The organism is Zwartia vadi (assembly GCF_030410375.1).
Classification (GTDB): domain Bacteria; phylum Pseudomonadota; class Gammaproteobacteria; order Burkholderiales; family Burkholderiaceae_B; genus Zwartia; species Zwartia vadi.
This window is the reverse complement of sequence record NZ_JAUHHE010000009.1, coordinates 18,523-40,656: the sequence shown is the minus strand read 5'-3', so window position 1 is coordinate 40,656 and position 22,134 is coordinate 18,523. Positions and strand designations below refer to the sequence as shown.

20 protein-coding genes are annotated in these 22,134 nt (G+C 51.3%); 8 read left to right on the top strand and 12 right to left on the bottom strand.

All coding sequences use genetic code 11. The features are described from left to right. The first annotated feature begins 58 nt into the window (after nucleotides 1-58). Both cyoE and QWY27_RS09165 read left to right on the top strand, forming a co-directional pair. Nucleotides 59-955, top strand: coding sequence for a heme o synthase (gene cyoE / locus QWY27_RS09170; protein WP_290196931.1), 897 nt, complete (start codon nucleotides 59-61; stop codon nucleotides 953-955). Continuing rightward, nucleotides 956-1,528, top strand: coding sequence for an SCO family protein (locus tag QWY27_RS09165; RefSeq protein WP_290196929.1), 573 nt, complete (start codon nucleotides 956-958; stop codon nucleotides 1,526-1,528). It begins immediately after the preceding gene. A gap of 3 nt (nucleotides 1,529-1,531) precedes the next feature. Here QWY27_RS09165 and QWY27_RS09160 read toward each other — a convergent pair whose 3' ends face one another. Beyond that, a complete protein-coding gene (locus tag QWY27_RS09160; RefSeq protein WP_290196928.1) occupies nucleotides 1,532-1,765 on the bottom strand; it encodes a DUF3717 domain-containing protein in 234 nt (77 codons plus the stop codon). 130 nt (nucleotides 1,766-1,895) lie between these two features. On the opposite strand from QWY27_RS09160, the gene QWY27_RS09155 reads away from it, so the two are divergent. From QWY27_RS09155 to QWY27_RS09135, 5 genes are all read left to right on the top strand, one after another. After that, nucleotides 1,896-2,543, top strand: coding sequence for a PhaM family polyhydroxyalkanoate granule multifunctional regulatory protein (locus QWY27_RS09155; protein ID WP_290196926.1), 648 nt, complete (start codon nucleotides 1,896-1,898; stop codon nucleotides 2,541-2,543). Between the two features lie 47 nt (nucleotides 2,544-2,590). Next, nucleotides 2,591-3,967 carry a bifunctional UDP-N-acetylglucosamine diphosphorylase/glucosamine-1-phosphate N-acetyltransferase GlmU gene (gene glmU / locus QWY27_RS09150; RefSeq protein ID WP_290196924.1) on the top strand — a complete coding sequence of 459 codons (1,377 nt, stop codon included), beginning with the start codon at nucleotides 2,591-2,593 and terminating at the stop codon, nucleotides 3,965-3,967. A gap of 15 nt (nucleotides 3,968-3,982) precedes the next feature. Next, the gene (locus tag QWY27_RS09145; protein WP_290196922.1) at nucleotides 3,983-5,362 is read left to right on the top strand and encodes an MFS transporter; all 1,380 of its coding nucleotides are present in this window, start codon (nucleotides 3,983-3,985) and stop codon (nucleotides 5,360-5,362) included. A 124-nt stretch (nucleotides 5,363-5,486) separates the two neighbouring features. Further along, entirely contained in the window at nucleotides 5,487-6,998 is a 1,512-nt protein-coding gene (gene tcuA / locus QWY27_RS09140; protein WP_290196920.1) for an FAD-dependent tricarballylate dehydrogenase TcuA, read from the top strand. Between the two features lie 16 nt (nucleotides 6,999-7,014). Then, complete coding sequence (locus QWY27_RS09135) at nucleotides 7,015-8,505, top strand: MmgE/PrpD family protein (RefSeq protein WP_290196919.1); 1,491 nt, start codon at nucleotides 7,015-7,017, stop codon at nucleotides 8,503-8,505. 77 nt (nucleotides 8,506-8,582) lie between these two features. On the opposite strand, the gene QWY27_RS09130 is transcribed toward QWY27_RS09135, so the two are convergent. From QWY27_RS09130 to QWY27_RS09080, 11 genes are all read right to left on the bottom strand, one after another. After that, on the bottom strand, nucleotides 8,583-9,650 hold the full coding sequence (locus tag QWY27_RS09130; protein WP_290196917.1) for an ABC transporter ATP-binding protein: 1,068 nt from the start codon (nucleotides 9,648-9,650) through the stop codon (nucleotides 8,583-8,585). 26 nt (nucleotides 9,651-9,676) lie between these two features. Then, complete coding sequence (locus QWY27_RS09125; protein WP_290196916.1) at nucleotides 9,677-11,455, bottom strand: ABC transporter permease; 1,779 nt, start codon at nucleotides 11,453-11,455, stop codon at nucleotides 9,677-9,679. Nucleotides 11,456-11,529: 74 nt separating this feature from the next. After that, complete coding sequence (locus QWY27_RS09120) at nucleotides 11,530-12,624, bottom strand: ABC transporter substrate-binding protein (RefSeq protein WP_290196914.1); 1,095 nt, start codon at nucleotides 12,622-12,624, stop codon at nucleotides 11,530-11,532. 226 nt (nucleotides 12,625-12,850) lie between these two features. Next, nucleotides 12,851-14,263, bottom strand: coding sequence for an MmgE/PrpD family protein (locus tag QWY27_RS09115; protein WP_290196912.1), 1,413 nt, complete (start codon nucleotides 14,261-14,263; stop codon nucleotides 12,851-12,853). Further along, nucleotides 14,263-15,684: an amidase gene (locus QWY27_RS09110; RefSeq protein ID WP_290196910.1), complete on the bottom strand. Its 1,422-nt coding sequence runs from the start codon at nucleotides 15,682-15,684 to the stop codon at nucleotides 14,263-14,265. The genes QWY27_RS09115 and QWY27_RS09110 overlap by 1 nt, the downstream gene beginning before the upstream one ends. Then, on the bottom strand, nucleotides 15,681-15,875 hold the full coding sequence (locus tag QWY27_RS09105; RefSeq protein ID WP_290196908.1) for a hypothetical protein: 195 nt from the start codon (nucleotides 15,873-15,875) through the stop codon (nucleotides 15,681-15,683). The genes QWY27_RS09110 and QWY27_RS09105 overlap by 4 nt, the downstream gene beginning before the upstream one ends. 48 nt (nucleotides 15,876-15,923) lie before the next feature. Continuing rightward, nucleotides 15,924-17,432: a tripartite tricarboxylate transporter permease gene (locus QWY27_RS09100; protein WP_290196906.1), complete on the bottom strand. Its 1,509-nt coding sequence runs from the start codon at nucleotides 17,430-17,432 to the stop codon at nucleotides 15,924-15,926. Between the two features lie 15 nt (nucleotides 17,433-17,447). Beyond that, entirely contained in the window at nucleotides 17,448-17,921 is a 474-nt protein-coding gene (locus QWY27_RS09095; RefSeq protein WP_290196904.1) for a tripartite tricarboxylate transporter TctB family protein, read from the bottom strand. A gap of 20 nt (nucleotides 17,922-17,941) precedes the next feature. Then, on the bottom strand, nucleotides 17,942-18,919 hold the full coding sequence (locus QWY27_RS09090) for a Bug family tripartite tricarboxylate transporter substrate binding protein (protein WP_290196902.1): 978 nt from the start codon (nucleotides 18,917-18,919) through the stop codon (nucleotides 17,942-17,944). Between the two features lie 163 nt (nucleotides 18,920-19,082). Then, the gene (locus QWY27_RS09085; RefSeq protein WP_290196900.1) at nucleotides 19,083-20,450 is read right to left on the bottom strand and encodes an amidase; all 1,368 of its coding nucleotides are present in this window, start codon (nucleotides 20,448-20,450) and stop codon (nucleotides 19,083-19,085) included. Next, nucleotides 20,438-20,641, bottom strand: a complete 204-nt coding sequence (locus QWY27_RS09080) for a hypothetical protein (RefSeq protein WP_290196899.1) — start codon at nucleotides 20,639-20,641, stop codon at nucleotides 20,438-20,440. Before QWY27_RS09080 ends, QWY27_RS09085 begins: the two co-directional genes overlap by 13 nt. 117 nt (nucleotides 20,642-20,758) lie before the next feature. On the opposite strand from QWY27_RS09080, the gene QWY27_RS09075 reads away from it, so the two are divergent. Further along, nucleotides 20,759-22,132: an acyclic terpene utilization AtuA family protein gene (locus QWY27_RS09075; RefSeq protein WP_290196897.1), complete on the top strand. Its 1,374-nt coding sequence runs from the start codon at nucleotides 20,759-20,761 to the stop codon at nucleotides 22,130-22,132. Nucleotides 22,133-22,134: the final 2 nt, after the last annotated feature.

The following is a 22,134-nucleotide window of genomic DNA, read 5'->3' as shown; positions in this document are numbered from 1 at the left end:
CTCGCCGGTTATGCGGGCTTGCCATTACAATGGCTTACGTTTCAATTAAATAGTGATCATGTCTAGTCTGACTGCCCCATCCCAAAGCCTCTTGCGTCAGTACCTTGTGCTGACCAAGCCGCGCGTGACCCAATTGGCGGTCTTTTGCGCGGTGATTGGTATGTTTCTGGCAACACCGACTTTGCCAGACATGCAAAAGGTCATCGCGGGGACGATCGGTATTTGGTTGCTCGCTGCCGCAGCGTTTGCCGTCAATTGCCTGATCGAGCAGCGTATCGATGCAAAGATGTTGCGCACGGCTCGGCGAGCGACTGCGACAGGTACGATTTCGTCCGGACAAGTCCTGTTGTTTTCCGGGCTGCTTGGCGGGTTGGGAATGGTGGTGCTGTATCGCTGGGTCAATCCTCTGACAATGTGGCTGACTTTCGCCACGTTTGTCGGCTATGCCGTGATCTACACCGTGATCTTAAAACCTCGTACACCGCAGAATATTGTGATCGGTGGTTTGTCCGGAGCAATGCCGCCCGCTTTAGGTTGGGCGGCAGTGGCGGACGCGGTGCCAGCCGAGGCGTGGTTGCTTGTCTTGATTATCTTTATCTGGACGCCGCCGCACTTTTGGGCGCTTGCATTGTATCGGACACGGGATTACGAAAACTCCGGGTTGCCGATGTTGCCCGTCACGCACGGTCAGCAATTCACCCGGCTGCATATTCTGCTCTACAGCATTGCATTGATGGCGACGACAGCTCTGCCCTATGTGATTGGGATGAGTGGTTGGCTGTATTTGTTGTGTGCGATGGTTCTTGGAGCGTTGTTTGTCTGGTATGCCTGGAAACTTTACCGCCACTACAGCGATGAGTTGTCACGTCGGCTGTTTAAGTTTTCGATTTTGTACCTTTCGCTATTGTTTGCGGCCTTGTTGGTTGACCATTGGTTGATCGTGGTGGCACGCTAGATGAGGGTTGCTCTTTTTTCCCTGTGCCTTTGGCTGTTAGCGGCATGTGGCGATGCGGGCGATCTTAAATTCAAAGGTAGCGATATTTCCGGGACAAAGCTTGGCCAGAATTGGACGTTGGTCGGGATGGATGGGAAAACCTATACCCCTGAGAGTTTTCGAGGCAAAGTCACACTGGTTTTTTTCGGCTTTACGCAGTGTCCTGATGTTTGTCCGACAGCGCTGGCCGAACTCAGCCAGGTCATGAAGCTGCTTGGGGACCGTGCATCACAGGTTCAGGTTGTGATGATTTCGGTTGATCCGGAGCGCGATACGCCCGAAGTGCTGCGCGCGTATGTTTCAGGATTTGACCCGCGATTTATTGGTATGACGGGAACAGCCGAGCAAATCAAGGCCGCCGCCGGCTCTTTTAAAGCCTACTATGCCAAGGTTCCTGCAGCAAAAGGGTCATACACGATGGATCACAGCTCGTCTTTTTACCTGTTGGACAAAAAAGGCGAGGCTCGGGTGATGCTCAATAGTACGATTGGCGCCTCGGCTGTCGCGCAGGATATTGAAACGCTGTTGCGCTAAGCTTTACTTTTGTTGGGTGGCGAGGCTTTCTTGCCAAACGCGTAACGCATTTTGGGCTTTTTCAGAGAGCTGGGCAATCTCTAGCTGGGCTGTGCGTTCGATAATCATGCGCGCATAAGGCGTCGCAAGGCTCGAAGCCTCTTGGCACAGACGCATCTCCTCCCCGACGGAAGGACTGCGCTGACGCCAAAAGTTGATGGCGGATTCAATTTCGGTAAGAGTGATGAAACTTTGCATCCCTCTATTGTCCCAGAATATCGACCGGACTTCCAAAGAAAGCCGGACTTTAAACTGATATTGTTGAGCCCTGCCCGTGGCGGCAGGATGCGAGTAATATGTCAGGGTTCACCCTCATCGCGGGCTCATCATGACAACGAATCCAAATAATCCTTTTGTGCTGCCAGGCCTGGGCCAGACCGGGGAAATGGCTTCTAATCCATTGTTTGCCAGTCTTGAAATGATGCGCCAGACTTTCACGACACTGGCGGGTAAAAATGGTTTGGCCAATGGTCTGTCCATGCAAGCGACTCTTGATCCAGTGGAGCTAGAAAAGAAAATCAGTGAACTCAAGTCTGTAGAAAGCTGGCTGAAATTAAACTTGTCCATGTTGAGTAGTACCATTCAAGGCATGGAAGTACAGCTTGCTACGATCACCACTCTCCAGCAGTTCATGACCGCGAATGCTGTTGCGCCAACGACTGCACCCCAGACAGCTCCTGCGCCAAGTGCAGCGGCTGCCTCGCCTTCAAGCTCTGCACAAGAACAAATCCCTCAAGCGGTTAACCAATCGGTCAACCAAGCGGCAGTGACTGCAGCGAGCACGGATGCGGCGCAGGCGTGGTGGAGCATGTTGACGCAACAGTTTGGGCAGTTAGCGGCAGCGACCTCCGCAACGATGGGGGAGACGACTGCAAAAAAAACGGCGACCAAGGATGCCAAGGCTTCCGCTAAACAATCCATACGCACTTCAGTTAAAAAAACGAATATTCGCTCCGATTCTTCGTCAAAAAAATAACAAATCTATATTGATCTAATTAATCAGTTTCACATCACATAAATAAAATGCTTAACATCGTGATTCTCGCGGCCGGTCAAGGCAAGCGCATGCAGTCCAGTCTACCCAAAGTGCTTCATCCGATCGCCGGTCGCGCCATGCTGTCGCATGTGCTTGATGCGGCAGAGTCTTTGGGCGCCCAGAGTATCGCCGTGGTGGTGGGCCATGGGGCAGACCAAGTCAAACAAGCCTATGCTGAGCACCCTGGTTTGCGATTTGCCTTGCAGCAGCCTCAGCTCGGAACAGGCCATGCTGTTTTACAAGCGGTGCCGTTGCTTCAGGAGGATGGCAAAGACGATGTGACGATCGTTCTCTACGGTGATGTCCCGCTCGTGCAGCCTGAGACCTTGCGAGCCTTGCTTGCTGCACGTGGAGAGGGCTTAGCTGTGTTGACTGAAATCCTTGCGGATCCTACGGGTTATGGTCGAATCGTGCGTGATGCGACAGGTCATGTCTGTGCGATTGTTGAGCATAAGGATGCTGATGCCGCACAACGTGAAATCAAAGAGGTCAACACGGGCATTGTCGCTGCACCGACGGGCAAGCTTAAAACATGGCTCTCTCGCTTGACTAATCACAATGCGCAAGGCGAGTATTACCTGACCGATATCATTGGTATGGCCGTCGTCGACGGGTTGCCCGTCAATGTGGCGCATCCGGCGGCAGCTTTTGAGACGCTCGGTGTCAATAGTCGTGCGCAGCAGGCACAGCTCGAGCGTTTGTGGCAGACGGAGTTGGCGCGGCGCCAGCTTGAGGCCGGCGTCACGCTTGCTGATCCAGCGCGCTTTGATTTACGCGGAAATTTAAGTTGTGGACAAGATGTGTTCATCGATGTGGGCTGCGTGTTTGAGGGGCGCGTCACGCTAGGAGATGGCGTGCGCATCGGTCCACACTGCGTCTTGCGAAATGTCACACTTGGTGCGCGTACTCGCATCGAGGCCTTTAGTCATCTGGAGCAGGCGCAGGTGGGTGCGGATGCTCAAATTGGACCCTATGCACGCCTGCGTCCCGGAGCTGTGCTGTCAGACCAGACGCATGTTGGTAATTTTGTGGAAATTAAAAACTCGGTCATCGGTAAGGAAAGCAAGGCGAATCATCTTGCCTATGTTGGAGATGCGGATGTTGGAGAGCGTGTCAACATTGGTGCCGGCACCATCACTTGCAATTATGATGGTGCGAACAAGCACCGTACCATTATCGAAGACGATGCCTTTATCGGCTCTGATACGCAGCTTGTCGCGCCTGTTCGGGTGGGACGCGGCGCCACTTTAGGTGCGGGCACCACGCTCACGCGTGACGCACCTGCGCACCAGTTGACTGTGACGCGGGCTAAGCAAACCTCGCTTGAAGGCTGGCAGCGTCCGGTTAAAAAAGCAAAAGCATGAGCGCAGTCCAACTAGATGAGTGAAGTCAAAGTAGACAAACCGGGCGAACCGATAGAGGGTTTGCCGCCCGGACGACGTGGTATGGCCGCCCTGGCTCTAGCGCTTGGTTTGATGCTGGCGGTATTGGATGCCACCATGATCAACGTGGGACTGCCTTCGATCGCTGAAAGCTTGAATGAGTCGGCATCTTCAGTTGTATGGGTCGTCAATGCTTATAGTCTGACAGTCGCGATGACGCTGTTGCCGATGGCTGCGATTGGTGAGCGCATCGGCTTTAAACGCTTGTTCCGCTATGGTCTGTTGACCTTTGTTTTGGCGGCACTTGCTAGTGCCTTAGCCCCAAATTTACCAGCCTTGCTTGTGAGTCGAATCTTTCAAGGCTTGGGTGGTTCCGCGATCATGTGTTTGTTTGGCGCGTTAGTACGTCATATTTATCCGCCGAGTTTAATCGGTCGCGGGATTGGTTTAAACGCCTTAACGGTGGCTGTTTCGTCCGTGATGGGGCCTTCAATAGGCTCGTTTATTTTGTCATTGGCTTCGTGGCACTGGATATTTTTCTTTAGCGTGCCCATGGGATTGTTGACGATGCTTGGTGTGCGTTATTTGCCTGATGTCGCACCGATTCGGTCGCGTTTCGATTGGCAAGCGGCGATGTTGAGCATGACGACGATTGGTTTGTTTATTATCGGCATTGATTATTTAATGGGCGCGACCTGGCATGGTATTGCTTTGATTGTGCTGGCCGTGTTAATTGGAACGGCGTTGGTGCGTCGGTCGAGCAAACAGACTGCACCACTCGTGCCAGTGGATTTATTCAGAATTCCGGCGATGCGTTATGCGCTAGCGGCCTCCGCCAGCACCTTTGCGGGTCAGATGGCGACGCTTGTCTCGCTCCCTTTTTATTTGCAGATTACGCTTGAGCGCTCACAGCTTTCCGTTGGATTTTTAATGGCGGGCTGGCCAGCGGGTGCGGCTGTTATTGCACTGATAGCTGGACGTTTGTCGGATCGATTTTCTGTCGCACTGCTGAGTGGCTTGGGTGCAGGCACAATGGCTTTGGGTTTGTTGTGTGTTGTGCTGATGCCTGCCTCGATCCCCGATGGATGGTTGTTTGCAGCAATGTTGTTGTCGGGCGTGGGGTTTGGATTTTTTCAGACACCGAACAATCGTGTTTTGATTGGTTCGGCACCTCGCCACCGTGCAGGCGCGCTCGGTGGGCTACAGGCGACGACGCGTGTGTTTAGCCAGACCTTTGGCGCTGCGATTGTTTCGCTGGTATTCGGCCTAGGCTTGAACTCAGGTCCAATGCTCGGGCTTTATGTCGCAATCTTTTTTTCAATCATTGCGTTAGCAGTGAATATTTTCAGGCACTTTAACGCTCCCAATACTCCCTGAGTAGTTATTAAGCGCTCTTTACTCTATTTGATTAATACAATAAAATACAATTGTATGCACATGTCCATGTGCATTCGGCGCTGGCGGGAGTCAAGCTAGCCCTCAACAAGATTGGAGACAAATAATGAGTAAATATGACGTGATTGTTGTCGGCGCAGGTAATGCGGCACTTGCCTCAGCAGTTTCTGCAAAAGAAAATGGTGCCCAGCGCGTTGTTGTGCTTGAAAAAGCGCCTCGTGAAATGAGAGGAGGCAATACGCACTGGAGCGGTGGCGTATTGAGGTTTGCTTTTGATGACCCGCGTGAAATAGGTCCGCTCTTGCCTGGAGTCGAAGATGAATATGAGGACTTTTACTCGGGTATTCAGCCCTACACAAAAGAGGACTTCCATGGCGATTTGATGCGTGTGACCTCTGGGCAAACTGATCCTGAATTATCCCGTTTGCTTGTCAATCAATCAAAAGATACGGTGTTCTGGATGAACACGGTTGGCAAGATCCCGATGGAGCCGTCAATCACTTTAACGGGTGTCAGAAAAGGAAATCGTATTGTTTGGGCGCGAGGCCTGGTTGTGCGTGCCGAGCATGAGGGAGTCGGGTTATCGCGTAGCTGGTTTGCAACGTGCGAACGCATGGGAATCGAAATTCGGTATGGTGCCGCAGTGGTGGGATTGCTGCAGAACGAACAAGGTGCTGTGAACGGCGTGAGAGTGCGCGAGGAACATGGCATATCTGAGCTGCATGCAAATTCTGTGGTGCTTGGTTGTGGAGGTTTTGAGGCGAACGTTCAAATGCGTACACAGCACATCGGACCTCTTGTCGGTGCCGCGAAAGTCCGCGGAACACCTCATAATCAGGGTGACGGACTCAGGATGGCCATGGGCTTGGGCGCAATGCCTTGGGGTCAGTGGAGTGGTTGTCACGCAACGCCTATTTCCGCAGACTGGGGCAATTTTGCGCCCCGTGAAATGACAGATAGAAGCAATCGCTTGAGTTATCTGTATGGCATCATGATCAATCGGATGGGCCGCCGGTTTGTTGATGAGGGTGCTGACGGTGCCATGTTTACCTACGCAAAATACGGTAGGGCGATTCTTGCCGAACCAGGGGCTAAGGCTTACCAGTTGTTTGACTCCCAAGTCGTCCATTTGCTAGAACCACGTTATTCGACAAGTGATCCCATCACATCCGATACTCTCGAGGGACTCATCGAACAACTCGATATTGATGACAAGAAACAAGCGCTTAAAACCGTCCTAGAGTACAACGCTGCGGCCAAGCATGCTTCTGAGGGGTTTGATCCATCGCAAAAAGATGGTTTATCGACAAAGGGGCTTGCCTTAGAGAAAACCAACTGGGCAACTAAGCTTGAGAAAGGGCCGTTTTATGCATATAGCGCAACGGGTGGTATCACCTTTACTTTTGGCGGGTTGCGGGTTGACGAGCAAACCCGCGTCATCGGTACAGATTGGCGGCCAATTCCAGGTCTCTATGCTTGTGGAGAAATGATTGGCGGTCTTTTTTACGACAACTATCCAGCTGGAACGGGCCTTGTTTCCGGCGCGACTTTTGGTCGTATTGCTGGACGCATGGCGGCGGCTTCAAGCAGCAATCATGTCAAGACAAAAGCGGCCTAGGGCCTAAAGGGGATTCATGATGGGAAAGTCTGAGCAGGGCCAGCCGCTTATTAATCGGTTGGCAGCATTAATTTGCAACTTCGACACTGGTTTAATCAACGAGCAGGCGATTAGCTTGTCCCGTACTGCCATTATCGATACGCTTGGTGTGACGCTCGCCGGCGTTGGGGAGCCATCTGTCGTTAACCTGCTCAAGACACCCGGTATCGGCACTTCGCCAGGTCAATCGACAATATTTGGCACTGACAAAAAAACGTCGGCGCTGGATGCTGCGTTTATCAATGGTGTAGGCTCCCATGCCCATGATTATGATGACTTTAGCCAACCTATGGGCGGACATCAATCCGCTCCATTGGTGGCGCCTTTGTTTGCCTTGGCCGAAGAGCGAGCAAAGTCTGGATTGCAACTGATTCACTCCTATGTTGTCGGGATTGAAACTGAAATTCGTATCGCGCGCGCGGTTAATTTCCATCATTACGATTTGGGATGGCATCCAACCGCCACCATTGGCATATTTGGTACGGTTGCGGCGTGCGGTCATCTCATTGGTCTGAGCGAGGAAAAAATGTCGGTGGCCTTGGGTATTGCCGCCTCACTTGCGTCCGGACTCAAATCCAATTTTGGAACAATGGTCAAACCCCTACATGTTGGACAATCAGGTCGTAATGGTCTGCTAGCAGTTCTGCTCGCCGAGTCAGGCTATGACTCCAATCCTGAAACTTTCGAGCATAAGCAGGGATTTCTGAATGTCTTCAATGGCCCGGGAAACTACAACGCAGAGTTGATGTTCGAGAACTGGGCGAACCCACTCGAGGTGCTCAGCACGGAGATGGGATTGAAGCAATTTCCTTGCTGCGGGAGTACGCATCCCGCAATCACGATGATGCTCCAGTTGCGCAAAGATTACACGATCGATCTTGATCAGGTTGAGAGCGTGCAGATACTCGTGCATAAGCGTCGATTGCCGCACACATACAACCCCAATCCTGTAACGCCCCTTGAAGCTAAATTTTCTGTGCAATATGCAGTATCCCGCGCGCTTGTCTCGGGAGCCGTACGTTTGGGTGATTTCGAGGGCGAGGCGCATTTTGATAAAAAAGTGCGTGAGATCATGGCCAAGACGACAGCCGGGCCCCATCCTGAGATGGCGGATGATTCGCCTGAGCAGTTTGGAGCTGAAGTGACCATTACGATGAAAGATGGCCAGGTATTCTCACGCAAGATTAATAACTTGGTGGGACGCGGGATCTCATACCCGATGACAAGCGATGAGATGTGGGAAAAATTTAACGACTGCGCAGAAACAGGTGGTTTGCCACGTGCGGATATTCCCCCTTTGTTCGAGCGCCTAGAAACCCTTGAAAAGGTATCCGATATTCGGGCTGTCACGCGATTGATGGTCAAGCGATCATTGCCAGGTAACAAGGCACCACTGACTGGTTATATCGATACCGCTGCGGAGAAAGGCAATCCCAACGTATTGCAGGAGACATCTTGGGTGCCGTGAGGCATTCGACTGGGAGTGTTTGAGAGGAGATCTTATTGTCGCGTGTTCTCCTCGTCTTTTCGCCAAAAGTCCTATGCCTATCTGGGTAGCAAGTGGATATCTGAGGGTCCGAAGGTCACAAGGATGTCCGTACCGGGACCAAAGTCCATGTGATGCGTCACGTTCATTGGCACGCCTCGTACGCTGATGGCGTACTCAATGTGAGGCCCCATGTATTGGACGTGCTCGATCTTTCCTTGCAATGCATTGACGTGTCCACTGGATGTTTTTTCATCCGGCAAGATAATATCGAGATGTTCCGAACGCAAGACGGCAGTGCGCTCTTCGCCTTCGTGGCCGATGATCGACTCGTCAAGCTTCAAGGCAGAACCATCGGGTGCGAACCAGTGATTGCCTTTATAAGTGACAGTGAGAAAGTTGGCGGCCCCAATAAATTCGGCAGTGAATCTCTTCTCAGGCCGACGATATAGTTTGCGTGGTTCGCCTTCTTCGATGATATGACCAGCTTCCATCACGATAATCCGATCCGACATGGAAAGTGCTTCGGCCTGATCATGCGTCACATACACTGCTGGGATGGCAAGCTCTTTTTGAATTCTGCTGATTTCCGCGCGAGTGCGATCGCGTAGACGGGCGTCCAGATTGGAGAGTGGCTCGTCAAATAAAAGAACCTTTGGTTTTCCCACGATCGCTCGCGCAAGCGCTACCCGTTGTTGCTGTCCCCCCGAAAGTTCGGAGGGCTGACGATCCCCCATACCAGTGAGTCCAACTATATCGAGCGCCCATATGACAGCTTGTTTTGTCTCTGCTTCTGAGCCTCCTCGCGCCATAAGCGGGAAGGCAATATTTTCAGCGACAGACATGTGGGGCCAAATTGCATAAGATTGAAACACCATCCCGAGGTTGCGTTCATGTGGAGGTGCGAAGATGTCCTTTTCTGGCTGTGATACGACTTGGCCATCAATCTCGATCAAGCCGCCATTCGTGCGTTCAAGGCCTGCAATACACCGAAGAGTCGTTGTTTTGCCACAGCCGCTTGGACCAAGCAAAGTGACAAACTCCCCGTCTGCAACATCGAACGAAATGCCATGAACAATCGTTGTCTTATCAAAAGTTTTAATGAGATTGCTGACCCGAATTCCCATAGTGAATCTTTCCTGGCAGTGTGATGTTATGTTGTTTGAGGTGACTTGCTGCGCTCAAGCAGTTTGAGCGATGGACGGCGCTTGGTAATTAACATGAGAAGATACATGGCGATAAAGACAACGATCATGCCCACAAGAGATAATGAGCTGGCAAGTCCCCAGTTTGCCTGTTCAAAGAAGGACCAGATAGACGTAGACAATACACTCGTCGAAGCTGTGTACAGTAGAACGGCTGAGGCAATTTCCCGGAAGAATGCCATGAACAAGAGAAAGTAGGCCCCCTGCAGCGAGGGCATAGCCAACGGTATCAGTATTTTCTTGATGCCTTGCAGTCGTGTCGACCCGGCGGTCCAAGCGGCTTCCTCCAGGCTTTTATCAATCTGTACCATTCTGCCGCCGACCGTTTCCGTCGCGTAAGACAAGAATCGAGTAATGAAGGAAATGATCAGAATGACGAGCGTGCCGTATATCGGTAAGGGGAGATAAGCATACGCCCACAACAGACCAAGACCGATGACGACTCCTGGTACGCCAAAGGGGAGGCTGGCGACAAAATCAAGCACTCTATAACCAGGAGGACGATGACGTAAAGTGAAGTAGCTGACGAAAGAGGCTAAACCAACGCCGATGATTGCTCCAAGGCCTGAAACGATCAATGTGTTCCAGAAGGAACGCAATGTGGCGCTTGATTCAAACAGGAAGACGTAATTGCGCATCGTGTAAGCCCCTTCAAAGGGGTTGGCGCTGAAGTATTTCAGTACGGATACGTAGGCAAGTATGATCACAGGCAGTATCAGGGCACAGAGAATATAGCCCCAGCACAGGGAGTTCGCAGCCCAACGCCATTTACCTAGAGATATGAGGGTCAGTCGACCTGCTTTTCCAGTGGTAACCGTCAGTCGATTGCCTCGAGCAATACGTCGCTGTACCCAAATGGCAAGCCCGGTTAATGCACTCAACGTCAGTCCGATAGCCGCAGCAAGTCCGTAATCAGGAGGAGGAAAGCTGACTAGTAGATAAAGTTGGGTGGCGAGAACGGTGATGCGACCGGGGATGCCCATCAAAGCCGGGATAGCAAACTGCTCGATGGAGAGAATAAAAGTCAACACAAGACTTGATGTGATGGAGAAGCTCAGCAATGGCAGAGTGACTCGTCTCAGCACGTTAAAAGGTGTCGCTCCAGAGGCTCTTGCCGCTTCCTCGAATGTTGCATCGATTCCTAAAATTGGGCCTCGCATCATCAAGTAAACAAAGGGTATTTGATGAAGGACCGTGACGAAAATCATGCCCGACTTGGTATAAGCATCAACTTTCAGGCTTTCGATGCCGATACTTTCAAGGACTCCATTGATTAACCCACCAGGAGAACCAATAATAATCCATGCCATAGCGAGGATAAAGGAGGGCAGAAAAAAACTCAGACTCACTAATGCGGTCACGACTGAGCCGCCGCGAAAGTCTGTGCGATGTACGACAATCGCAATGGCTGTGCCAATAACTGAAGCGATCAGGGCTGAAGCGATGCCGATGAATAGAGTGGTATAGAAAGTTCCGACGATACCGGTCGAGAAAAGAGCGATCCAGTTTTCAAATGTCCAGTGGCCCTCAAGTCCAGGGGCGGTGCTGCGGAGGCTGCCGTATATCAGCGCCACCAAGGGAATGGCGACCAGGAGCGCGACGACGACAAACGTGATCAGGTAGATGATGCCAAGAATGCGCCCACCATCAAAGATGCTGGCATTACGGTAGATCGGGACCACAGGTGCTTTCTGCACTGTATCCAATGCATGATTTGTATGATTCATCTCAACCATCCGAACAAGGTGACTTCAACCCTGCAAGTTGCATTGCAAACTTGCAGGGTTTCCACGAACAGCGCTTACTGAATGCCGAATGTGGTACGCCAGTGATCTACGATTTCCTTCTGCTTTGCGGGAGGCAAAAGCTCAAGTCCATCGATAGTGTTCGGTAAAGACGCGGTGGCTGGGATATGCGACATTGCAGGAATGCCATTGCGAGTCACGGCTAAGCCTGCAAAGTCCTGAAGATACTGTTGTCCTTTTTCACTCATCAGCCAGTTTGCGAGCACTTTACCGGCGTTAATGTTTGGTGCCTTCTCGGCGACGAACATGTAACCGAGAGAAAGCGTCGTTCCTGACTTGGGATAAACGATACCAATCGGGGCGCCATCTGCAAGTGCGACATTGACTGGCAAATCGGTGATTTCAGCTATGTGGACGTCTCCCCGTATGACAGCTTGTAAAATGCCTCCTGAACCTTCGAAGAAGCGGACGTTGTTTGCTTTAAGTTTAGCGGCGGTATCACCAAGACCAAGCTTTTCCCAATAGGCCACGATTCCTTGTATGGAAACCGAGCGCCAGGGTGGATTCATCCCGATCTTGCCTTTCCACTTGGGATCAAATAAGTCGGCCCATTCTTTTGGGGCGTCAGCTGGTTTCACGCGCTGTTTATTCCAGATAATTGCTTCTCGTGCAGTCTGAACGTTAAAAAGCATATCTTTGCCCTCGTAGTTGACAGAGGGTGGGAAAAATTTGAGTTCTGGAGGTACCCATTTGGCCATCCACCCTGCTTTCATGCCGTCAAATACGCGTTGATCGGGAAAGGTGATCAAGACATCAGCAATGTTTCTGCCGGACGAAAACTCTGTGCTGAAACGTTGGATCAGCGGGGCGCTCCCCAATCGCGTCATTTCCATTTTGATCGCTGGATATGCTTTACGAAATTCGTTGGCTAATCGCTCTGCGCCTGCGGGGTTCAGGTTGTGATAAAGCATGACCTTCCCCTCTTTGCGCGCAGCAGCTTCAATGGCCGGCCAGTCAGTCGGTTGTGCCATCGCACCGATTGGCAGGAGAAATAATGCGCCGCAGAGACTTAAAAATTTTCGCCTGAACAGCGACGTGACTGTAGTGTTGATCGAATTCTTTTCGGATGAAAGGCCATACCTTGTTCTCATTGCGTTGTCTCCATATTCCGTATCGCGTGGCTAAGTTTCGCGTCGGATTTGGTTTTTATGTGATTATGTTTTATGTCAATCAATGCCCGTATTGCGTGCGAGCAAAGTTTTAATAAACTACTAAATTGAATACAAGTGTATATTTACGAATACCACTTTGGATGTCAAGAAGTATCCGTTGCAATCGTAGGTTCTTTACGTCTGTCAAACCCTAATCTTGCTTTACTCAAGAAAGGCTGGTCTGACTGTTTTTAGAGTTCGCAAGACAGCGTAATAAAGTTGAAATTTGAATGTGTTCAGCTGGTTTCGAGAGCATGCCCCAAAAAGTCTGCTTCTCTTGAATTGAAAGTCGGGGATCCAGCAAGTCATGTGCTTTAGTTTCGATGTCTTTCGACGCAATAGGCCTGGACCAGCTGCCTAGGGGGGCGGCGCATCGTTGTCGGATCTGAGAGTCGTCGATAAGCGTGACTGTCACATCGACATGCATGGCGTCGAAACGGCCTGAAATTTCAGACGTTTGCTTCAAGTGTGTATTAGCCAATAAATCGATGGTATCCGCTGCGAATCTTCGCTCATCTGTAAACGAGGCAAGGTTGACAGTTTGATCCAGTAAAGCGACAACCGCGCAGTATTGGAGCGAAAACTTTCCATCGAGTCCTGAGTTTGGTGAGGGTCGATCGATGTACGGCATAACAGGTGTGACTATTTCGATGGATGCAATCCTTGAGGGATCAGGGATGCGACTTCGACAGTCAAGCGCGGCTGTAATGACAAAATGGGTTGCATATTGGGAGGGAAAAAGTTTCCACGCAGGACCTGGATCGAGCGCTCGAGCAATCAAGAGCGGCGCATGCAAAGGTTTGGTGTCAAAGCGCTCCCCAAAATAGGCATACCCATATCCACGCGGTCCTGCCAGAGCATCCAAGTTGGCAGAAAAACCTTTTTCCGCTAAAAGCGCTGCCTCAAGGCCGTTTCGACTCGCGTCACCGCAGTGCAGTGCTTTGGTCATCGAACCGACATTCGCTAGAATGCCACACGCTCGGGACGCCGCGATGCCGATGGCCGCCACCATCTGGCTTTCGGTTAAACCCAGGAGATCGCCGCAGGCAAGCGCGCATGCAAGTGGCCCAACGACTCCCGGTGGATGAAGGCTCAACTCCCTTGGCTCGATTTGACCCGAAGATAGACGCAATCGTCCTTGCGCCTCGATACCTTTGAGCAGTGCGCGCATTAAGGCCGCGCCTTGAGGCCCCGAGCCTTGATGCTCGCGAAACTCGGCGAGAGCGAGCAAACTTGGCAGTATGCAAGAGAGTGCGTGATTAGGGGGATTCCACATCGGCTCATAGTCCAGAACGTGCATCGACATGCCATTGATTTGAGCCGCACTGGAAAGAGAGGTGCTGAGGTTTTGGCCGATGACTGTGGCCATCGGGCTATCACATTGAAGGCGCGCAAGTTCACCGGCATAATACGGACCCGTTTCACTAGAACCCGCGAAGCTGACCGCTAAACCATCAATCAAAAATAGGCGTGCGGCCTCAATGAGCTCGGGACTGTTGGGCTCCCAATCGCGTATCAGCGCTACAAATTCGCGAGTGATATTCCCACGCGATGCGCCATCATAGTCTCGCGTTGACATTAGAGTGTCGGCTCATGCAGGTGGTAGTTTGTCACTTCCTCGAAGGTGTGCGCGATATTTAACAATTGCGCTTCGGTGAAAGGATATCCGATCAGCTGAAAGGACAGGGGAAGTCCAAGTGGATCAAATCCGCAAGGTATGCTGATGGATGGCAGACCGAAAAGATTAATTGGCCGAGTCAGCGTGGTCAGTCTGCTGACCAGGGCACGTACCTTATCACCGCTGCCATCAATGTCCGTTTCAGCAATAGACGGGACGCGGCCGCACATGACAGGCATGTGAATCACATCAACATTAGCCATTGTGTTGGATAAAAATTGATCGGTGAGCTGTTTGCGCAATCTCATCGCATCGAGATAATACGTGGCGGGAATCGTGAGGCCCGCTTCGATTCGACTGCGCACTTGTGGAGAGTAGTCTTGTGGCCTGTTTTTCAGCCACTCGCGATGCATCGTGGCAGCCTCGCACTTTACGATAGTTTCGGCAACAAAAAATACAGACCTCATATCGGGCATTTGAACAGGAACGATGACGGCACCCAGTTCACGTAAAACGGATAGGCTATGTTCAAGGCCTTTGACGACGTCAGGCTCTATTGAATGACCCAGTGTTTCGATTGAAGGTACACCTATCCGCAAACCTTTTATTGATTGACTGAGACTTGCCAGATAATCGGGAACGTGGTGAACACTCGCCGTGGAATCGTTTCTATCCGCCCCGGCAATCGCGTTCATCATCAAGGCACAGTCTGCGGCCGTCCGCCCCAAGACACCAACATGATCGAGACTCCAGGATCTTGGCATTGCCCCATAGCGACTAACACGACCGTAAGTTGGTTTGAGGCCTAGTACACCGTTGGCGGCGGCAGGAAGCCTGACGGAGCCCCCCGTGTCAGAGCCGAGTGCGCCATATACCAGTCGTGCAGCGACGGCGACTCCCGAGCCGCTTGAGGACCCGCCAGAGATATGGTCTCGGTTGTAGGCGTTGCGGCAGTGTCCGTAGTGAATATTGTGACCTGTCGGTCCCGCTGCAAATTCAGACATACTCAGTCGACCAAGTTGAATCGCGCCTTGTTGGTCTAATCTGGTCAAGACAGTGGCGGTTGTTGAGGCGATCCAGTCGCGACGGATTTCAGTGCCTCCAGTAGAGCCAACACCTGGTCGGTAAAACATGTCTTTGTGTGCAAGTGGTACACCATACATGGAACCTTGCACCTTTCCGCCTGAGGCCAAGTGAAGATCGCAAGCTCGGGCTTGCTCCAAGGCGGCCTCTCCATCGACTTCAACGAAACAATTGCGGGAGGGTTGCCAGAGGGCGATGCGGTCAAGGCAGGCTTGGACGGCTGATTCCGCAGTCACCTCTCGACTGGCAATGGCCTTGGCTAATGCGGTCAGGCTGAGATTATGAATGTCCTGGCTCATTTCCCGGCCTTTTTCTCAAGCAAAGTTACGAATCCCGAGGGTTCATCATCAAATGTGAGGACGACACTTGCGCGGCGAATCTCTTCGCGGAGTTGGCTGACTTCCGAGAAGAGTTCTCCAGCTCTTTGAATAGAAAAGTCAAAATCCTGCATGCACTGAGCATATTTTTTAATCAGTTCAGCATCGTCCACATTGTCCTCCAGAATGATTGATGATCGTTTTAAAAAATTGCCGACTGACTATTCAATTCCTTTGTTGCCAATGAATAGCTTGCGAAGCAACGAGTCCTTGATCTGAGGCACCATCACAAGTAGAACAAGGATCCAGATTCCGATGGCGATCGGGCTAGAGACATATACCAGCAAGTCGCCCCGGCTCATGAATAATGCTTCGCGCATGTGTTTTTCAATCAAAGGCCCGAGCACGACACCCACTACCAATGGAGCGAGTTGAAAATCGAGTTTTCTGAAGACATAGCCAATGAGCCCGATAAAAAACAACACATAAACATCCAGAATACTGTTGCGAACACTGTAAGAACCTATTACCGCCACTAATAAAATCATGGTCAGTAAAATATGCGAGGGGATTCTGAGCAAGCTGACCCAAACGCTGATCATTGGAATATTCAAGGCTAGAAGCATGACGTTTCCAATCAGCATAGACGCGATCACACCCCAGAAAATCTCAGGATGGTCCGTCATGAGAAGCGGACCGGGTTGGACACCATAGACCATCATGGCAGCCATCATGAGCGCTGTAATGGCTCCGAAAGGCATACCAAGCGATAAAAGAGGAACCATCGAAGAAGTCGCCGCGGCATTGTTGGCGGTTTCAGGGCCCGCCACACCTTCGATTGCTCCTTCTCCGATTTCGTCACGATGTTTAGAAACGCCTTTCTCCAGACGATAGGAGGCAAAGCTCGAGAGTGTCGCGGAAGGGCCGGGCAGCAAGCCGAAAATAAACCCCACTATCGTGCCCCGACCATACGGCGCCCAAGAGCGTCGCAACTCCTCTCTGGTTGGCAGCATGTCACGTAAACCTACGGGAACAGGTAAGGGCTGGCTTTTAATACGCTCCACCAAAAACATAATTTCGGTGACACCATATAACCCCACAACGAGAGGCACCAGATCGAAACCTTGACTCAGGTCGTTGAAACCGAAGGTGAAGCGATTCATCGCTGTCACCGCTTCTTCGCCGACCGTGCTCAAGACCATTCCCAAGGCCATCGGCAAAATACCCGCGGCAAATGAGCCGCCTGAGATGCGGGACAAGAGTAATAGACCGCCAGCGGTCAGAGCGAAAAATTCTGCCGGTCCAAACAGGATACCAAGCTGTGCGAGGGTAGGCGAAAAGAGCATGACGCCTATCACAGAGACAGTGCCACCGATAAATGAGCCAATCGCGACAATGGACAGCACCCCACCCGCACGACCTCTCTGGGTGAGTTTGTAGCCATCAATACAGGTTACGACGGAAGAGGACTCTCCCGGCATGTTGACCAGAATGGCTGTAGTCGAACCACCGTACTGCGCGCCGTAGTAGATGCCCGCCATCATGATCAGCCCTGCTGTGGGAGGCAAGGTAAATGTGATGGGTAAAAGAATCGCAACACCCGCGACGGGCCCCAGACCGGGTAGAACGCCTAAAGCCGTGCCAGCAAGCGCACCAAAAAAAGCGGCGAGCAAATTTTGAAAAGAGAAGACAACGCTAAGGCCGTGAAATAAACCGGAAAGCGGATCCATGGAGGAGGTCCTGTTTTAGAGTCCGAAAATGCCTACAGGCATGGGTAACATCAACAGGCGCACAAATAAAAGATATGCGAGACCCGCCATGATTATTGCGTACAAAATGACTCGCCAATAAGGTAGGCTAGACAGTGCGCGAATCAGCACAAAGCAAAAAATAGTGCTGCTCACAAGTTGTCCGAGGATTGGTAAAAGTATGAGATAACCCAATATTCCGCCTAAAACGGTCAAGAGTCGGTAGAGATCGCTTCCGGCAGGTAATTCGATCTCTTCACTTTTGCGTAGCTTGAAACCCTCCCAAATGGCGGAGACGCTTCCAAGGAGTAATAAAAAGCCAGAGATGACAGGGAAGACCCCGGCTCCCGGTTGACGCACTCGTCCCATTGGCATTTGAAAGGACAGCGCAAGGTAAAGGACGGATAGGCCTACGCCTATCGCGCCCACCGCGATGTACCCTTTGCTGCGACTCCATTTAACTGATTGCATAGTGTCGGCTTTGAATGAATTTATTTTTTATCCATCCAAGTGATGAGCTCGGAGAACATTTTCGCCAGATCAGATAAGTATTGGCTCGTACCGGCAGAGTCTTTTGTATCTATCACGAAACCGCTTCTGTTGGCGAAGTCGATAAATTCTTTAGACTGTACCGCCTTGAGTGAGGCATCCACTAACTTCGCATGCACCTCTTTGGGAAGCCCTTTGGGTGCGATGATGCTGTAGCTTGCAGGTAGGGTTGCGTCGTATCCGGCATCGAAAATCGAAGTGGCTTCGGGCGCCAGAACGTATTTGCCTTTCGTAAATACAGCCAGGACTCGAAGCTTTCCAGCTCGGACCTGGGCTGCGGTATTTGGACCATATCCCATCGCGCCTTCGATGCGCCCTCCCAACAGCGCGACCAAAGCCTCGCCTCCGCCTCCGGTGAACGGGATCGTGTCGAGTTTGATTTTCGCTGCGCGATTTAGTTGTTGTACAGCCAAATCAGCGATAGAGCGCACGCCCGACACACCAATTCTGATTTTGTCTGGATTCTTTCTGGCATCTGCCACAAAATCCTCGAACGTCTTCCATGGAGAGTCGGCTCTCACGACAAGCATGGCGGGCACAAAGGCCAAGTTGATGATGGTGGTGTAGTCTTGTGTAGACTTGTAAGCTAGATCTTTATTGACTAGCGGCTGATAAGCCAAGGCCGCGCTATCCCCTAGGCCGATCGTATAGCCATCGGGCGCGGCACGGACAATCGCGTTGGTTCCAATGGTGGCAGAACCGCCGGCGCGATTAATAATATTGACAGTGCCGGGTAGTGTCTTGGCAAGTTCGGCTGCGAACGCGCGTGATAAAGGGTCGGCGGAACCACCAGGGTTGAATGGAACGATAAAGGAAATATCTTTGTTGGGATAGGTCTGGGCGTTCGCCGAAAAAGCCATGGCGATTAAAGCTGTGGCGGTACATAGACTGCGAACAAGAGCGTTCAATAGTTGATTCATGTCAGCACCTTTGAGTTTGCTTGAGCGACGAGATGTTTGCGAAAAACTAAATCGAAAAAGGAACCAGTCAAACAACAGCAAGGAATTTCAACTGTTTAAAATACAGAAATATGATTTCAGCGAAAAGTAAGAAAAATTAATCGAGGTGGACAGATGTTTAGCGTTAATCTAACTGCGGATGCATCGTATGCCATGTGGTCGCCCGTTCATACGCTGCACCGGCTCTGAGCAGCGTGGCTTCGTCATAATACCGACCGACCAGTTGCATTGAGAGCGGAAGTGCAGTCTGACTCATGCCGCTCATTAAGGCGAGTGCAGGGTGGCCGGTGAGATTAAACATGGCGCGCGCTTGACGCGAATATGTCCTTAAAAGTTCCTGTTCATCGTCAATTCGACATGCCGGCTCCATTGAATTGACGCAAAGTAAAACGTCATGATCACAAAAAAGCTCGTTAATAGCTTGAATGTATTGCCTGCGTCGTTGCATGGCATGGACGTAGTCGGCGGCAGAAAAAAATGCCCCGGCAATAAGCTTGCGGCGCGAGGTTTGACCGTAACTTTTTGCGCGAGAAGATAGCCATTTGGCATGAACGGCATACCCCTCAGACATTTGAATAACTTTTTGCGTAGCAGCCATCTCGTGAAATAGTGGAAATTCTATGTCATCGACCTTTGCACCGAGTTCCCGAAAGGTGTTGGCTGCTTCATTGAGCGCAGCAGTGACTTCGCGGTCGGCGACTATGTCACGCTCATGAAAATTCCTGATAAATCCGATCCGAAGTCCTTTGGCACCCTTATCAAGATCGCTTGTGAAAGAACGTTGATGCGCACTTGAGCGCGTCGAGACAAGCGCATCGAGCGCCAGCGCGGCATCTTGCACGGAACGACTCATCGGGCCGACGTGGTCCAATGAAAACGAAAGCGGAAAGACGCCCTCTCTCGAGACTAAGTCATACGTTGGTTTCAGGCCGACGATTCCGCAAGCAGCTGCCGGATTGCGTATGGATCCGCCTGTATCGGTTCCTAGGGCAAGTGGTAGGAAACCCGCTGCCAACGCTGTGCCCGAGCCTGAAGAAGAGCCGCCGGGATGATGATCGGGATTCCAAGGATTGCGGGCTGGAGGAAACGGAAGATCAAATGAAGGCCCGCCAATGGCGAACTCGTGGAGAGAAAGTTTTCCTAAGATAATTGCGCCTGCGGCTCTCAGGTTTTTGATCACTGTTGCATCATGGGTCGCAACATGATCAAGCATGAGAGCGGAATGGCAGCTTGTCACTTCCCCCGCGACGTCGATAATATCTTTGACTCCGATTGGTACCCCATGCAGAGGGCCTCTTTTTTTTCCAGCTTGAATCTCATTTTCCGCCTGTTGCGCCGCATCAAGTGCGGCTTGTGGGTCAATGTGTATGAAGGCGTTGTATTGGCGATCGTATTTTTCAATACGCGCTAATAGATCTCTCACAAGCTCCGTCGGTGAAAATAGCTTGTCTCTATAACCTGTACTGATCTGGGACGCGGTTAGCCAGTGCATGACGTGCTCCCGACGCGCATCGCGGGCCATGGTTCAAGTGTGTTGTCTAGGGGTAGATTCAACGACGCACGAACACGCTCGGCCGCTTGGACTGCGGCCAATACATCCTCAGGGAATTGTTGAGCTGTATCAGTGAGCCCCGAAGCCAGTAAGGTGGACTCGATCCTATCCAAATCTTCATTGGCGCGCATATAAAGATTCCCCAGACGTTGTAGACGTTTGTATACTGCGGGATACAAATACAAATGTCAACCCTGCGCGGAGTACAAAAATGATGCGCAATCTGACAAACATAGGAGACTCAAGAGATGAAAGAGGTCCGCGTTTTATCCGCAACAGGAATGTTGGGATCCGGATTCAAAGAAGACACCATTCGTCGAGCGATGGCGCTTAAGCCACACTTTATCGGCGCAGATTCAGGCTCGACTGATCCGGGTCCCCACTATCTAGGTTCTGGAGACAGCATGTTTTCCAGTGCCGCATACAAACGTGATCTCAGATTAATGTTGCTTGCAGGTCGAAGTGCTGGAATTCCAGTGATCGTGGGATCGGCTTGCACATCCGGTTCGGACATTCATTTAGAGCGACTGTTAGGTATCGCGCGGGAAATCGCACGTGAAGAAAAGCTGTCATTCCGCTTGGGCGCTATTCACAGCGAACAAAATAAAGACTACCTAAAGAAAAAATTACGGGATGGTCAGATCAGGCCGCTGGAGAATGCCCCTCACCTTGATGAGACCGTTATTGAACGCAGCACGCACATAGTGGGTATGGCAGGAGCTGAACCTTTTGTACAGGCGCTAGAACAGGGATGCGATGTCATTATCGCAGGCAGATCAAGTGACACCTCGATATTTGCCGCAGTGCCAGTACTGCATGGAATCAATCCCGCTTCGGCATGGCATGCCGCCAAAATCATGGAGTGTGGTGCGGCATGCATGGTGCAAAGAAAGTATCCGGATTGCAACTTTGCGATTGTCCGTGACGATCATTTTATTATCGATGCCCCGAATCCTGATTTTTACTGTGATCCGGATAGCGTTGCGTCTCATAATTTGTATGAGAATGCCTCGCCATACGAATTGATCGAGCCGTCGGGCGTCCTAGATACAAGGTTGGCACGTTATGAAGCGATTTCTGATCGTGCCGTGCGTGTCTCGGGCAGCACATTTCGTCATTCTGATCAGTACACAATCAAGCTCGAGGGTGCCGAGCTTGCTGGATACCAGTCGATCATTATCGGAACAGTCCGCGATCCTTTGATCCTCAGGCAGTTAGATCCATGGCTGAAACAATTGCTTGTGACAGCAAAGCAGCGAATCGAAGCTGTCTACGGCGCAGAGATTGAAAAAAAATATAGACTCGATCTTAGGGTGATTGGGAAAAATGCAACGATGGGCGGTATGGAGCCGTTACATGCGATCGGTCACGAGGTAGGATTATTATTTCAAGTGACTGCGGACACTCAAGAACTCGCCACTGCATTGATGAAATCAGTGAGTCATATCGCAGTGCACTTTCCAATCCCCGAGTGGAGTGGATTGATCACATCCATTGCCTATCCTTACTCTCCGGCAGAAATACAACGTGGCGCAACGTACCGCTTCAACATGAATCATGTAGTGATACCAGCATCGCCATTAGAGATGTTCCCAATCGAATATTCAGATGTGAGATATTGATC

Coding starts and splice junctions, on each gene's coding strand:
- cyoE (WP_290196931.1), top strand. CDS start 59: ATGTCTAGTCTGACTGCCCCATCCCAAAGCCTCTTGCGTCAGTACCTT.
- QWY27_RS09165 (WP_290196929.1), top strand. CDS start 956: ATGAGGGTTGCTCTTTTTTCCCTGTGCCTTTGGCTGTTAGCGGCATGT.
- QWY27_RS09160 (WP_290196928.1), bottom strand. CDS start 1,765: ATGCAAAGTTTCATCACTCTTACCGAAATTGAATCCGCCATCAACTTT.
- QWY27_RS09155 (WP_290196926.1), top strand. CDS start 1,896: ATGACAACGAATCCAAATAATCCTTTTGTGCTGCCAGGCCTGGGCCAG.
- glmU (WP_290196924.1), top strand. CDS start 2,591: ATGCTTAACATCGTGATTCTCGCGGCCGGTCAAGGCAAGCGCATGCAG.
- QWY27_RS09145 (WP_290196922.1), top strand. CDS start 3,983: ATGAGTGAAGTCAAAGTAGACAAACCGGGCGAACCGATAGAGGGTTTG.
- tcuA (WP_290196920.1), top strand. CDS start 5,487: ATGAGTAAATATGACGTGATTGTTGTCGGCGCAGGTAATGCGGCACTT.
- QWY27_RS09135 (WP_290196919.1), top strand. CDS start 7,015: ATGATGGGAAAGTCTGAGCAGGGCCAGCCGCTTATTAATCGGTTGGCA.
- QWY27_RS09130 (WP_290196917.1), bottom strand. CDS start 9,650: ATGGGAATTCGGGTCAGCAATCTCATTAAAACTTTTGATAAGACAACG.
- QWY27_RS09125 (WP_290196916.1), bottom strand. CDS start 11,455: ATGAATCATACAAATCATGCATTGGATACAGTGCAGAAAGCACCTGTG.
- QWY27_RS09120 (WP_290196914.1), bottom strand. CDS start 12,624: ATGAGAACAAGGTATGGCCTTTCATCCGAAAAGAATTCGATCAACACT.
- QWY27_RS09115 (WP_290196912.1), bottom strand. CDS start 14,263: ATGTCAACGCGAGACTATGATGGCGCATCGCGTGGGAATATCACTCGC.
- QWY27_RS09110 (WP_290196910.1), bottom strand. CDS start 15,684: ATGAGCCAGGACATTCATAATCTCAGCCTGACCGCATTAGCCAAGGCC.
- QWY27_RS09100 (WP_290196906.1), bottom strand. CDS start 17,432: ATGGATCCGCTTTCCGGTTTATTTCACGGCCTTAGCGTTGTCTTCTCT.
- QWY27_RS09095 (WP_290196904.1), bottom strand. CDS start 17,921: ATGCAATCAGTTAAATGGAGTCGCAGCAAAGGGTACATCGCGGTGGGC.
- QWY27_RS09090 (WP_290196902.1), bottom strand. CDS start 18,919: ATGAATCAACTATTGAACGCTCTTGTTCGCAGTCTATGTACCGCCACA.
- QWY27_RS09085 (WP_290196900.1), bottom strand. CDS start 20,450: ATGCACTGGCTAACCGCGTCCCAGATCAGTACAGGTTATAGAGACAAG.
- QWY27_RS09080 (WP_290196899.1), bottom strand. CDS start 20,641: ATGCGCGCCAATGAAGATTTGGATAGGATCGAGTCCACCTTACTGGCT.
- QWY27_RS09075 (WP_290196897.1), top strand. CDS start 20,759: ATGAAAGAGGTCCGCGTTTTATCCGCAACAGGAATGTTGGGATCCGGA.